General features: G+C 66.0%; 12 protein-coding genes. 4 read left to right on the top strand and 8 right to left on the bottom strand.

Annotated features, from left to right (window positions below):
* Positions 1 to 9: 9 nt before the first annotated feature.
* The 3 genes from PV781_RS02010 to PV781_RS02000 all read right to left on the bottom strand — a co-directional run bounded on the left by PV781_RS02010 (position 10) and on the right by PV781_RS02000 (position 3,287).
* On the bottom strand, positions 10 to 291 hold the full coding sequence (locus PV781_RS02010; RefSeq protein ID WP_209098436.1) for an acyl carrier protein: 282 nt from the start codon (positions 289 to 291) through the stop codon (positions 10 to 12).
* 179 nt (positions 292 to 470) lie between these two features.
* The gene (gene hisC / locus PV781_RS02005; RefSeq protein WP_274773953.1) at positions 471 to 1,529 is read right to left on the bottom strand and encodes a histidinol-phosphate transaminase; all 1,059 of its coding nucleotides are present in this window, start codon (positions 1,527 to 1,529) and stop codon (positions 471 to 473) included.
* 105 nt (positions 1,530 to 1,634) lie between these two features.
* Entirely contained in the window at positions 1,635 to 3,287 is a 1,653-nt protein-coding gene (locus tag PV781_RS02000) for an acyl-CoA dehydrogenase family protein (protein ID WP_274773952.1), read from the bottom strand.
* A 103-nt stretch (positions 3,288 to 3,390) separates the two neighbouring features.
* Between PV781_RS02000 and PV781_RS01995 the strand changes: the two genes are divergently transcribed.
* Complete coding sequence (locus tag PV781_RS01995; RefSeq protein ID WP_274773951.1) at positions 3,391 to 4,164, top strand: HXXEE domain-containing protein; 774 nt, start codon at positions 3,391 to 3,393, stop codon at positions 4,162 to 4,164.
* Positions 4,165 to 4,167: 3 nt separating this feature from the next.
* On the opposite strand, the gene moaB is transcribed toward PV781_RS01995, so the two are convergent.
* Positions 4,168 to 4,731, bottom strand: coding sequence for a molybdenum cofactor biosynthesis protein B (moaB, locus tag PV781_RS01990; RefSeq protein ID WP_274773950.1), 564 nt, complete (start codon positions 4,729 to 4,731; stop codon positions 4,168 to 4,170).
* Positions 4,731 to 5,612 carry a KPN_02809 family neutral zinc metallopeptidase gene (ypfJ, locus tag PV781_RS01985; protein WP_274773949.1) on the bottom strand — a complete coding sequence of 294 codons (882 nt, stop codon included), beginning with the start codon at positions 5,610 to 5,612 and terminating at the stop codon, positions 4,731 to 4,733. Before ypfJ ends, moaB begins: the two co-directional genes overlap by 1 nt.
* Positions 5,613 to 5,964: 352 nt before the next feature.
* Between ypfJ and PV781_RS01980 the strand changes: the two genes are divergently transcribed.
* On the top strand, positions 5,965 to 8,256 hold the full coding sequence (locus PV781_RS01980; protein ID WP_274773948.1) for a DUF4214 domain-containing protein: 2,292 nt from the start codon (positions 5,965 to 5,967) through the stop codon (positions 8,254 to 8,256).
* 3 nt (positions 8,257 to 8,259) lie between these two features.
* Here PV781_RS01980 and PV781_RS01975 read toward each other — a convergent pair whose 3' ends face one another.
* Positions 8,260 to 9,276 carry a hypothetical protein gene (locus PV781_RS01975; protein WP_274773947.1) on the bottom strand — a complete coding sequence of 339 codons (1,017 nt, stop codon included), beginning with the start codon at positions 9,274 to 9,276 and terminating at the stop codon, positions 8,260 to 8,262.
* Between the two features lie 54 nt (positions 9,277 to 9,330).
* Positions 9,331 to 9,783, bottom strand: a complete 453-nt coding sequence (gene queF / locus PV781_RS01970) for a preQ(1) synthase (protein WP_274773946.1) — start codon at positions 9,781 to 9,783, stop codon at positions 9,331 to 9,333.
* A 185-nt stretch (positions 9,784 to 9,968) separates the two neighbouring features.
* Here queF and eno point away from each other — a divergent pair, with 185 nt between their 5' ends.
* Complete coding sequence (eno, locus tag PV781_RS01965; protein WP_274773945.1) at positions 9,969 to 11,252, top strand: phosphopyruvate hydratase; 1,284 nt, start codon at positions 9,969 to 9,971, stop codon at positions 11,250 to 11,252.
* A 160-nt stretch (positions 11,253 to 11,412) separates the two neighbouring features.
* Here eno and PV781_RS01960 read toward each other — a convergent pair whose 3' ends face one another.
* Positions 11,413 to 12,099, bottom strand: coding sequence for a DUF1013 domain-containing protein (locus PV781_RS01960; RefSeq protein WP_209098454.1), 687 nt, complete (start codon positions 12,097 to 12,099; stop codon positions 11,413 to 11,415).
* Positions 12,100 to 12,361: 262 nt separating this feature from the next.
* Between PV781_RS01960 and ispH the strand changes: the two genes are divergently transcribed.
* On the top strand, positions 12,362 to 13,345 hold the full coding sequence (gene ispH / locus PV781_RS01955) for a 4-hydroxy-3-methylbut-2-enyl diphosphate reductase (RefSeq protein ID WP_274774151.1): 984 nt from the start codon (positions 12,362 to 12,364) through the stop codon (positions 13,343 to 13,345).

Raw genomic sequence — 13,345 nt, 5'->3', positions numbered from 1 at the left:
CGTCCGACCTCAGGCCGACTTCGCAGCGACCAGCTCGTCGATGCGCGCGCAGAGGTTCTTGAGCACGAAATACTGCTCGGTGGTGGCCTTGCCGTCGTTCACTTCCTGCGTCCACTGCTCCAGCGGCAGCTTGATGCCGAAAGCCTTGTCGATGGCGAAGGCGATGTCGAGGAAGTCGAGGCTATCGATGCCGAGATCGTCGATGGCGTGGCTTTCCGGCGTGATGGTGTCACGCTGGATGTCGCACGTCTCGGCGATGATGTTGGCGACGGTATCGAACGTCGAAGACATGGATGCGCCTCTTTCAATGTCCGGCTTGCTGGCCCGTCCCCATCCAGCTCGCGGGAGCACAAATGCGGGCATGGCCGAGGGTCGGCCGACCGGCCCTGCGAATAAGTCGAGCGCCCCTATAGCGAACGTGGCGGGAGGTTTCAATGGCGAGCCCTGCCGCTATCCGGTGCGCAGGGGCCTCAGGCGGCGAGGATCTCCTTTAGCGCCGCCACAAGGCGCGCGCACTCTTCGTCCGTGCCCACGGTGATGCGCAGGAAATCGGAGATGCGGGGCTTGGAGAAATGCCGCACCACGATGGCCCGCTCGCGCAGCGCCTGCGCCAGCCGTGCCCCCTCATGGGCGGGATGGCGCGCGAACAGGAAGTTGGCGGAGGAGGGCAGCACCTCGAATCCGAGGCTGGAAAGATCGGTGGCCAGCTGCGTTCGGCTCGACACGATGCGCCCGCAGGTGTCCTGGAACCAAGTCTCGTCCTCCACCGCCGCCGTGGCGCCGGCGAGGGCCAGGCGGTCCAGCGGATAGGAGTTGAAGCTGTCCTTCACCCGTTCCAGCGCCTCGATGAGGGGGCGCTGGCCGATGGCGAATCCCACCCGCAGGCCGGCGAGCGAGCGCGACTTCGAGAAGGTGTGCACCACCAGCAGGTTGGGATAGTCAGCCACCAGCGGCACGGCGCTCTCAGCCCCGAAATCCACATAGGCCTCGTCGATCACCACCACCGCATCCGGATGCGCCTTCACCAGCGCCTCGATCTCAGCCCGTGGCAGGGCGATGCCTGTTGGGGCGTTGGGGTTGGGCAGGATGATGGCGCCGCAGGGGCGGTCATAGTCGGCGATGTTCACCCGCAGGTGGTCGTCCAGCGGGATGGCCTCGAAAGCGATTCCGTAAAGCCCGCAATAGACCGGATAGAAGGAATAGGTGATGTCCGGGAACAGCAGCGGCGCCTCATGCTTCAGGAGCGCCTGGAAGGCGTGGGCGAGCACCTCGTCCGAGCCATTGCCCACGAACACCTGGTCCGCCGTCACCCCATAGCGGGCAGCGAGCGCGGTGCGCAACTTCAGGCCTGTGGGGTCGGGATAGAGGCGCAGCGTGTCCACCTCGCCAGCCACCGCCTGCGCCACGCGGGGCGAGGGCGGATAGGGATTCTCGTTCGTGTTCAGCTTGATGATCCCCTCCATCTTCGGCTGCTCGCCGGGGACATAGGGGGTCAGGCCGTGAACGATGGAACTCCAATAGCTGCTCATGGAACCGGGCCTTTGAACGCGCAGACGGACATGCCGGCGGACGCGCGCCGGCTCGGCGGTGTCTGTGCCACGGATGGCGGGTTGCATCCACCCCGGATGACGCGATCAGGCGGCGAAAGCCCGAGCCAGAAGCAGGTCGGCGGTATCGCCGAGGTCCGCCGTCCCAAGCATCCCCCGTCCCGTTCGAAGGCGGCTGGCTGCATAGGCCTCGGCGATGGGGGCAGGGGCCCGCTCCGCGAGCGCGGCGGCCGCCGCGAGGGTGGCAAGGCCCTCGGCCAGGCTGCGCGCCTGCCTTTCCCGATCCGGCGCGGCCAGGCGTGCCGCGAGGGACAGGGCGGTCTCATGGGCGCCCGCAAGCCCACCGGCCTCCTTGACGAGGGCGTCAAGCAGCGCCCGCGCCGCCTCCGGCTCCCGGCTTGCCGCGCGCAGCAGGTCGAGAGCGACCACATTGCCCGAGCCTTCCCAGATGGAATTCACCGGCGCCTCCCGATAGAGCCGGGGCAGGGGGCTCTCTTCCACATAGCCATTGCCGCCCAACGCCTCCATGGCCTCGTAGATGAAGCCGGGCGCCAGCTTGCAGACCAAAAACTTCACCGCGGGGGTGAGCAGGCGGGCGCGGGCGGCCTCCTGCGGGTTCATCGCCGCACCATCGAAGGCACGGGCAAGGCGCATCACCAGCGCGACGGCGCCTTCCACCTCCAGCGCCATGTCCGCCAGAAGCGCGGTCATGGCCGGCTGGGAGATGAGCGTCTTGCCGAAGACGGTGCGGTGGCGGGCATGGTGCAGCGCCTGGGCGAGCGCCATGCGCATGAGGCCGGCGGATGAGGCGGCGCAATCGAGCCGGGTCATCTGAACCATGTTGAGGATGGTGGCGACGCCCCGGCCCTCTTCGCCGACGCCCCAGGCGAAGGCGCGGTCAAACTCCACCTCGGCCGAGGCATTGGACCGGTTGCCCAGTTTGTCTTTCAATCGCTGGAAATGCAGGCCGTTGAGGCTGCCGTCCGGCCGAAAGCGCGGCATGAGGAAGCAGGAGAGCCCGCCAGGCGCCTGCGCCAGCACCAGGAAGGCATCGCTCATGGGCGCGGAGAAGAACCATTTGTGGCCCGCCACCTCATATTCCCCGCCGCCCACCGGCCGGGCGCTGGAGAGATTGGCGCGTACATCGGTGCCCCCCTGCTTCTCCGTCATGCCCATGCCCAGCGTGACGCCGCTCTTCTCCCAGAAGGGCAGGAAGCGTCCGTCATAATGGCCGGCGCGAACGCGCGGCAGCCATTCGGCCAAAAGGGCCGGCGCGGCAGCGAGCGCGGCCGGGGCGGCATGGGTCATGGTGAGCGGGCACACATGGCCGGCCTCCACGCCGGAGACGATGTAGAGCCGGGCGGCGCGGGCCAGATGGCTGCCGCCTTGCCAGGTGGACGCGCTTAATCCGCCGACCGAGCTTTCCGCCATAAGAGCATGATAGGAGGGATGAAATTCCACCAAATCCAGCCGGCGGCCCTGGGGGTCGTGGGTGCGCAGGCGCGGCGGGTTTTCATTGGCGAGGCGCCCGAGCGCCAAACGGTCCGCCCCGCCCCAGGTGGACCCGAACCGCAGCAAGGCAGGGGCTGGCTCTCCGCCGGCGGCCTGTTCGCGCAGGGGCGCGTCGAGGGCCGCGAGGTTGAAGTCGGCAAAGGGCGGGGGCTGGTTCAGCACCGTTTCGCCGGCGGGCTCCGCCCATTCCGCGCGCGCCTCAGTGGCCTGAGAAACCGATCCTGCCATGGCGTCCTCCCGGAGCCGGCCGTTGATGGCCGTGCTATCTTTTGCGGGCTGGGATTCGCATCTGAACCATTGCGAAACCCTCCCCTCCTTAAGCTGCGCGCCCATGCCCCTGTTCGCAACCATCTGGCCTTGGATCGGCCTCGGCGCCGCCGGCATCCTTCTCATCCTGCTCGCGGCGGGCGACGGCCTGGCGGCGGATCGCACCCAGCGGCGCTGGCTGGACATGGGCTGGCTCACCTGGCTGGGCATTGCCGTCTACCTGATCCACCAGTTCGAGGAGCACGGGGTGGACATGCTCGGCCGTCCCTATGCCTTCCGGGGCGCGCTGTGTGCGGAATTGAGCTATCGCGATCCCATTGCCTGCCCGGTGCCCTTGTCCTTCATCACCTCGGTGAATGTGGGCGGGGTGTGGCTCGCGGGCATTCTGGCGGCCTTGCTGGCGCCGCGCCGGCCGCTGCTGGGCCTCAGCTTCTTCGCGGTGCCGCTGGTCAACATCTTCGCCCATGCGGGGCCGGCCGTGATGAATTCCCGCTACAATCCCGGCCTTCTCACCGCCACCAGCCTGTTTGCGCCCTTATGTCTGTGGGTGCTGTTCGTGGCGGTCAAGCGCTATGGCGCGGGGCTCAAGGCACTCTTGCTGCTGGTGGCCGGCGGCCTTGCGGTGCATGGCGTGCTGCTCGGCTCGCTCATGCTGTTCCTGCGCGGCTATATCGGCCCGGAAGTGCTGTCGGTGACGCAGGCGTTGAACGGGCTCGTGCCGCTCGCCCTCATGTATTTCGCCATGCCGGACCGGCCGGTGTCGGTGGCGCCTGCCCGTCCCGCGCCCCGCGCGCCCCGGCGGCGCGCGCCGAAGCCGGCGCCACCGCCCGTCGAATGAGCCTCAGACGGTGGCTCCCTTGGCCTTGGCGCGCTTCAGGTGCTCGTCGAGGCGGGGCAGGATCTCGATGAAATTGCAGGGCCGGTGCCGCACGTCCAGTTGGTGGACCAGGATCTCGTCCCAGCCATCCTTGCAGGCGCCCGGGGAGCCCGGCAGGCAGAAGATGTAGGTGGCATTGGCCACCCCGGCGGTGGCCCGGCTCTGCAAGGTCGAGGTGCCGATCTTGGCAAACGAGATCATGTGGAAGACGGTGGAGAAGCCCTCCATCCGCTTCTCGAACAGGGGCTCCAGGGCCTCCGGCGTCACGTCGCGGCCGGTAAAGCCCGTGCCGCCGGTGGTGATGACCACATCCACGGCGGGATCGGCGATCCAGGCGCCCACCGCCGCGCGGATCTCGTCCACGTCGTCCTTCACGATGGCCCGGCCCGCGAGCAGATGGCCGGCGGCTGCGATCCGCTCGGCCAGCACGGTGCCGGAGCGGTCATCTGCCAGTTCGCGGGTATCTGAGACAGTTAGCACCGCGATACGGACGGGGACGAAGGGGCGGGTGGTGTCGAGGCCGGCCATCAGATGGGTCCCTGCAAGGTGTTGCACTGCTGCATGGAGCCCGTCTTAAGCCCGCGCGAGAACCACGTCACCCGCTGCTGGGAGGAGCCGTGGGTGAAGCTGTCCGGCACCACCCTGCCCTGGGCGCGCTTCTGCAGCGTGTCGTCGCCGATGGCAGTTGCGGCGTTGAGCGCCTGCTGCACGTCGCCGGGCTCCAGCACCTGGAAGCGGGCATCCGCATGATGCGCCCACACGCCGGCGAGACAATCGGCCATCAATTCCGTGCGCACGGACAAGGCGTTGGATTCCCGCTCCGTGCGCGCGTTGCGCCGGGCCTCCTGAACCTTCGGCAAAATGCCGATGAGGTTCTGCACATGATGGCCCACCTCGTGCGCGATCACATAGGCGGCGGCGAAGTCTCCCGGCGCGCGGAAGCGGGTCTTCATCTCCTGGAAGAAGGTCTGGTCCAGATAGATCTTCTGGTCGTTGGGGCAATAGAAGGGCCCCATGGCGGTGGAGGCGCCGCCGCAGGCCGAATGGGTGGCGTCGGAGAACAGGACCAGGGTGGGGTCCTTATAGGTCTTGCCTTGCTGGCGGAAGATCTCGGTCCATACGTCCTCGGTCTGCGCCAGCACCTTGGAGGCGAAGCGGCCGAGCTCGTCGGAGGGCGCGCCGCGCGTGCCCTGCTGGGTGGGGGCGCTCTGCTGGGAATAGCCGCTCCCGCCGCCTTGGATGGCATCGAGGCCGGAGAGCAGCACCAGCGGATTAATGCCCAGCGCCCAGCCCACGAGGCCGACCACGATCAGCGTCCCAATCCCAATGCCACCACCCCGCCCGCCGGGCATGGAGAAGCCGCGCCGGTCCTCCACATTGCCGCTGGAGCGGAAATCCTCCCATTTCATGCCTGTCTTCCTCTTGATCGCCCGTCCGCACGCATGCGGCGAAACAACGTACGGGAGAGCTTAAGGTTCAACCCCTGCCAAGGCGATTCTTGGGAGGTGCGATGGCGAACTCAGATCGCATCCCTCATTTTGGCAAAGCCCATGGGGCGTGGCGTGGAAAGGCCGCCCAAGACAAGCCACGCGAGAAAATCCATGCAGAGGCACCGGCATCCTGCCTCTGTGGGACCAAGACATAAGCCGATTGGGCGCAAATCCTTCATGGGCGCGCGGCTGCTCATCCCTCCCAATTGGAGGATGCGCTCAGCCTTGCGTAAGGTACAATCCTTCGTTGAGAACCGTGCCGGGGGCGGGGATGACGTCGGGATCAAGTGGGATCGACAACGGAAACCAGCCGACCTATGGCTGGGATGTGATCGATAGTTCACTGGTGTCCGGGGACCCCCGGACCACATTGCTCGGCACGTTGTCCGCAGTTGTGTCTTTCGACTTTTCGTCCATCGATTTGTCGTCAATCACGTATGACCAACTCGTTCAGTCCGTTCCACCAGAATATCGAACGAATGAACTTCTCGCTGCGGCTGAAACGATCTTGAGTGGCGATTTCTCTGAAGTCATTGCGGCCCAGTCCTATTTTCGCCACCTGCTGAATACGTACGGCCCGAACGTTTCCATCTACGATGCCATCCAAATGGACACGGGGACGGCTCAGCCGGAGCCCTTGCCGGCCCAGTTCGAGCTTCCCAACTTCAATTTCAACCTCGACCCTGCGCTGCAGTTCGAGGCCGAAACCAGCCTTAGGAAGATCGGAGAGGTGGTTTCGCCACTTTACGACATTCTTCCCGACGGCAGCTGGATTTCGGAAGCCACAGACCTCGCCAACACCGCCTTGGGGAGCCATGGGCTCTCACGCGAGGAGTTGTTCGACCAGATCGGCGCGACAGCGTACGAGGGCGTGAAGGACGCTATAGAAGACGAAATAAAAGACAGGGTCCGTGGGTTGGGGGATATTGGGAATGCCGTTGTCGAGGCTCTCAGTGTCCGTAAGATACTGGGCAATTTCATCGGGAATATGATGGACCTTGCAGAGCAGGGTATGGATTATGTTTCCGGTAAAAATGATATTGGATTTAGAGATTACGAAGATACAGCAAATGGAAATATTTACTCATTCAAGAAAGATGCATCGGATTTTTTGAGCGATAAGTTCGGGTTTGCGTCTGAATCGATCGTGGATTCGCTGTCAAATTTCGGCTTCGGTACCAGGGAGGTCAACTCGTTTGAGGCGGTCGTCTTCAAGGACAAGGTGATATCCGGTAGCGGCAAGAAGGATACGCTGTTCGGGTCATCACGGGATGACCATATTTTGCCTGGCCGTGGGCAGGATGTGGTCATGGCAAATGGCGGAAATGACCGGATCGAGATCGGTGCCCGTTTCGAGGGTGACTGGATCTATGGCGGCGCCGGGACGGACACTGTGTCCTTCGGCATGGTGCGCGACGCGGCCCAGATCATCTGGGATGGAAACGTAACCCAGGTCAGTTTCGGATCGCGTTTCGTGTTGCTGAAGGACGTCGAACGTCTGGCGTTCGCGGATATCACCCTCGCGCGCGATATCGATGGAAAGCCGGGAGAGCTGTATCGACTCTACCAGGCAGCCTTCGGGCGCCAGCCAGACATTGCCGGACTGTCCTCAAATCTCGAGACTTATGAGAGCGGGACGTTTTCCCTCCGGGACATGGCCAATTTCTTCGTGAATGCCCCGGAATTTGCCCAGCTGTATGGTTCGGGAGCCAGTGACGACACATTCGTGGCCGCGCTTTACAAGAATGTCCTGGGCCGTGACCCGGACGCGGGAGGCCGGGCCTACTACACCGACTGGCTGGCGCGAAGCCCGGATCAGCGGGCCGAGGTTCTCACCGCATTCTCCCAGAGCCCGGAGAACATTGACCGGGTTGCCCTTGCCATTGGCGGTGCCATTGCGCTGGAGGCCGACCGCGATGATCGGCGCATCGATCTCCCGGACTTCACGGGGTGGATGACCCCCGCGCTCGGCTACAGCGTTCCGATCGAGCGTATCGCCGTGAGCGGAGGGGCGGGCGTCGATACCGCCGTGACGAGCTATGGTTCGTATTCGGTTCAGGTGGGCTCTGGCGAGGAGGGGCAGACGAGCCTCGTCACTCCCCAGGGCATCTATGACCTGCGCACCGTCGAGCGGATCGAATTCTCGGATCTGACGCTCGCCCTGGATGTGGACGGCGCGCCGGGAGAGCTTTATCGCCTCTATCAGGCCGCATTCGGTCGCAAGCCGGACGTGCAAGGCTTGACCTTCAATCTCAACAATTACGAGGAGCACGGCTTCTCGCTTGTGGAGATGGCGAGCTTCTTCATCAACGCGCCCGAGTTCCAGCAGCTCTACGGCGCCAACACGTCCGATGGCGTGTTCATCAACGCGCTCTATCACAACGTGCTGGGGCGGGCGGCGGATGCCTCGGGCCTGTCCTTTTACCAGGACTGGCTCAACCGGGACCCCGGCGCCCGCGCGCAGATCCTCGCGGCCTTCTCGGAGAGCCCGGAGAATGTGGATCTCGTGGCGCCCTCCATTGCCAATGGGATCGTCCTCGACACGGACTTCCTCAGCCTCTAGCCCTCAGGCCGGCGCCACCAGACGGCCCTCTCGCCGATCGAACCGCCAGATGTTGCCCGCCTTGAGGTGCGTGCCGCCTTGCCAGCGATCGATGGCGTTGGCGGTGGCATGGTCCAGCGTGCCAGCCAATGCCGCACGGCCGGCCGGGGTAAGGGTCACCGTGCTCGCCGCATAGGAGCGGTAGGAGAGCTCCTCGGCGGTGGGCACCTCTCCGGCGACGGCGGGAGAGAAGCGCGGCACCTCATGGACCGGGCAGGGCAGGCCGGTGAGGAGCGGCTCCGGGCCGAAGGCCATCTCGTCGAGGCGCAGGAAGAAGCTCATGTCGCCCAGAAACTTGGCCTCGTCCTGCTCGGTCACCGCGCCGAACAGGCGGCCGACGATCATCGGCCCCTCGGCAAGGGCCTGAAGTGCCCGCTCCTGTGTCAGCGAGAGCCCGGAGGCCGGGGCGGGCAGTTCCTCCAGCCAGCGCCGCAGCGAAGGGGCGAGGAAGGGCAGGTCCGGAACCGGCGCCTCCGCGAGAGCCGCGATGCCCTCCGGCGTGTCCGCCGTCACCACCGCCCAGGTGGCGCGTCCGGCCTCCAGTTGCACCGTGGTGACGGGGACAGCGCCTGGGGCAAGGGCGGCGGCCGCCTCGTGCGAAAGGGCGCCCAGATACGTGTCCGCCTGCATCAGCTTGAGGCCCACCCGCTCGGGCTCGCGGGCGAAGAAGGCGAGCAGCTGCACCAGCTGAAGCTGGTCGAACAGGTCGTGCTCGAACCACAATTCCACATCGCTATAGGCGATGTGGGCGGTGATGAGCCCGTCGCGCGCGGCGAAGTCGCCGCGCACATCGGCAAAGTCGAGGCCGAAGACAGCGGCGAGATAATCCGCCCGCACGTCCGACACCAGTTCGAGGCTTTCCAGTCCCGGCACCGGGCCGTCATGGAGCACGTCGCGCCATTCCAGCACCCGGCCGGAGACGCCGCCACTGCGAATGTTGGCGGCGGCGGAATCCCCGTTGGTGACGATCAGCCTGGCCATCTGCCTCTCCCTGTTGGAGCCTCTGCTTGTGGGCCTTTTGGTGGCTCGCCTGCCTCAGCCCCGCCCGCGATAGGGGGCGACGCCGGTGTCCGGCAGCCACGCGCCGGCCGGCAGTGTGCCAGTCTGCCAGAAAACGTCGATGGGGATGCCCCCCCGCGGATACCAATAGCCGGCGATACGCAGATAGCGGGGCTGCAAAAGCTGCACCAGGCGCTTGCCGATGGCCACCGTGCAGTCCTCATGGAAGGCGCCGTGGTTGCGGAAGGCGGCGAGGTAGAGCTTCAGCGACTTGGATTCCACCAGATAAAGGTCCGGCACGTAGTCGATGACCAGGTGCGCGAAGTCCGGCTGGCCGGTGACGGGGCACAGCGAGGTGAATTCCGGGCAGGTGAAGCGGGCCACATAATCGGTGTCCACATGCGGATTGGGCACGCGGTCGAGGGTGGCGGTGTCTGGATTATCGGGCAGGGCGGTCTGCCGGCCGAGCTGCAGCTCGTCTTGCGTCATGAGGCGTCCTTCAGGGTCTGGCCCGGCATTGCGGGCGGTTCGGCGCGGACCATAGCCCAAATGGCACCGTGCCGCTGCCGCGCCCTCTTCGCATTCCGCGCCGCACGCGCTAGAAGCGGCGCCGAAGACGGGGGCGCGTGCATGCCCCCGCAGAAATTCTCGCTCGTGAAGGGAAGGTTCGTTCCATGACCGCCATCGTCGACATTATCGGCCGAGAGATCCTCGACAGCCGTGGCAACCCCACCGTCGAGGTGGACGTGGTGCTGGAAGACGGCTCCCTCGGCCGCGCCGCCGTTCCCTCCGGCGCCTCCACGGGCGCCCATGAGGCGGTGGAGCTGCGCGACGGCGACAAGGGCCGCTATCTGGGCAAGGGCGTCCAGAAGGCGGTCGAGGCGGTCAATGGCGAGATCTTCGACGCCATCGGCGGCCTCGATGCCGAGGATCAGGTGAAGGTCGACAGCATCCTCATCGACCTGGACGGCACGCCCAACAAGGCCCGCCTCGGCGCCAACGCCATTCTCGGCGTGTCGCTGGCGGTGGCCAAGGCCGCGGCCCAGGCGAGCGCCCTGCCGCTCTACCGCTATGTGGGCGGCGCCAATGCCCGCGTGCTGCCGGTGCCCATGATGAACATCATCAATGGCGGCGCCCATGCGGACAACCCCATCGACTTCCAGGAATTCATGATCCTGCCCGCCGGCGCGGACTCGTTCGCGGAAGGCCTGCGCTGGGGCGCGGAGATCTTCCACACCCTGAAGAAGGGCCTCAAGGACGCCGGCCACAACACCAATGTGGGCGACGAGGGCGGTTTTGCTCCCAATCTGGCCTCGGCCGAGGCTGCGCTCGACTTCGTCATGAAGGCCGTCGAGAAGGCGGGCTTCAAGCCCGGCGCCGACGTCTTCATCGGCCTCGACTGCGCCTCCACCGAGTTCTTCAAGAACGGCGCCTATCACTATGAGGGCGAGGGCAAGGTGCGCGACATCGAGGCCCAGGTGAAGTACCTGGCGGAGCTGGTCGGCGCCTATCCCATCGTCACCATCGAGGACGGCATGGCCGAGGACGACTGGGCAGGCTGGAAGCTGCTCACGGACACCATCGGCTCCAAGTGCCAGCTGGTGGGCGACGACCTGTTCGTGACCAATGTGGAGCGCCTGTCGCGCGGCATCAAGGAGGCCACCGGCAACGCCATCCTGGTGAAGGTGAACCAGATCGGCTCGCTCACCGAGACGCTGGAAGCGGTCGAGATGGCACACAAGGCCGGCTATCGCGCCGTCATGTCCCATCGTTCGGGCGAGACCGAGGATTCCACCATCGCGGATCTGGCGGTGGCCACCAATTGCGGGCAGATCAAGACCGGCTCGCTGGCGCGCTCGGACCGCACCGCCAAGTACAACCAGCTCCTGCGCATCGAGCAGGAACTGGGCAGCCAGGCGAAATATGCCGGCAAGGCCGCGCTCAAGGCGCTCGCCTGAGCGTTTGGTTTTTCGGACGTGGGAGGAAGCCGGGCCGAAAGGTCCGGCTTCTTTCGTTTGAGGCCGCTGAAATGCAAAACGCCCCGCCGGGGGGCGGGGCGTTGCACCTTAACGACGAAAAAGGCCGGGGGAGGTGACCCTCACGCCTCGCCCTTCATCTTCACCCTTCGTCTTCGCCCTTCTTGGAGCCGCCGAGCTTGGCGAAGACGGTCTCGAGGTCGAGGTTTTCCTTGCGGCTGGGCGCGGGCTCGTCATAGCGGGTGGTGACATCCGCCGGCAGCAGGGTCTCGCCCTTGTCCTCGTGGGCCATGTTGGCGGGGCGGTCCTTGGCGGAGCGCTGCACTTCCATGTCCAGGTCGATCTGGCTGCACAGGCCCAGCGTCACCGGGTCCATGGGGGCCAGCTGCGCCGAGTTCCAGTGGGTGCGCTCGCGGATGGACTGGATCGTCGACTTGGTGGTGCCCACCAGGCGGATGATCTGCGCGTCCTTCAGCTCGGGATGGTTGCGGGTGAGCCACAGGATCGCGTTCGGCCGGTCATGGCGGCGGGAGACCGGGGTATAGCGCGGGCCCTTGCGGGTCTTCTTCTCCGGCAGGCGGACCTTGGATTCCAGCAGCCGCAGGCGGCGGTTCTGGTCCTTCTCGGCCAGCGAAATCTCATCGCGGGAGAGCTGGCCGGTGGAGATGGGGTCGAGCCCCTTGATTCCCTGCGCCACTTCCCCGTCGGCGATGCCCTTCACCTCGAGCGGGTGCAGTTTGCAGAAGTCACCGATCTGCTCGAACGTGAGCGCGGTGTTCTCGACCAGCCACACGGCGGTCGCCTTCGGCATCAAAGGGGTGTTCGACATGGGGAGCCTCTCGGCGTTCTCTTGTTCTGGGCGGCGGACATAAGGGTCTTGCGCTCGCTCCCGCCGTGGGGGCGAACCGCGGATCTCAAAATGTCCGGGATGCTTGAACCATACTTGGGACCGGACCTTTATGCAAATGGGCATTGGCGTTTGCGCGCGCAAGCCAGGCGCGGCGGAGGACGGGAGAAGCCATGGCGGCTCTTGACACCCCTTGCCGGCCGCGCCCATTCATGGGCCCATGAGCGGCTCCGATCTTTCGTCCATGCCCCCCGGCGGCGCCCCCGCGGGCGGCCTGCCCCCCTTGCGCGTGCTCTTGTGCGCCCCGCGCGGATTCTGCGCGGGCGTGGTGCGCGCCATCGATGCGGTGGAACAGGCGCTCACCCTTTATGGGCCGCCCGTCTATGTGCGCCATGAGATCGTCCATAACCGCTATGTGGTGGAGAGCCTGAAGCGCAAGGGTGCGGTGTTCGTGGAAGAGCTGGACGAGGTGCCGGCCGGCGATGCGCCCGTCATCTTCTCCGCCCATGGCGTGCCCCGATCGGTGCCGGAGGATGCGGCAGCGCGCAACATGTTCGCCATCGACGCCACCTGCCCGCTGGTGACCAAGGTGCACCGGGAAGCCCAGGTGCACCATCGCAAGGGCCGGGACATCCTGCTCATCGGTCATGCCCGCCATCCCGAGGTGATCGGCACCATGGGCCAGCTGCCCGAGGGCGCCGTTACGCTCATCGAGACCGCCGAGGACGCCCGGCGGGTGACGCCGAAGGACCCGGCGAACCTGGCCTATGTGACGCAGACCACCCTCTCGCTGGACGACACGGCGGAAATCGTTGCCATCCTGCGGGAGCGCTTCCCCGCCATGGCGGCGCCCCACAAGGAAGACATCTGCTATGCCACCACCAACCGCCAGGAAGCGGTGAAGAAGGTGGCGCCGCGGGTCGATGCCATGGTGGTGGTGGGCGCGCCCAATTCCTCCAATTCCCAGCGCCTGCGCGAGGCGGCGGAGCGGGCCGGATGCCCCGTGGCAGTCCTGGTGCAGCGGGCCGGCGACATCGACTGGTCGCTGTTCGACCGCATCACCTCGCTGGGCGTCACCGCCGGCGCCTCGGCGCCGGAAGTGCTGGTGGAGGAGATCCTCGACGCCTTCGCCGCGCGTTACGCGCTGGAGGTGGAAACCGTGACCGCGGCCGAGGAGGATGTGTTCTTCCCCTTGCCCCGGGCCCTTCGTCCCGACGCCGCGGAGTAA

The sequence above is a fragment of the Aquabacter sediminis genome, assembly GCF_028863665.1.
Classification (GTDB): Bacteria; Pseudomonadota; Alphaproteobacteria; order Rhizobiales; family Xanthobacteraceae; genus L1I39.
This window is presented reverse-complemented; position numbering and strand designations above follow the sequence as displayed.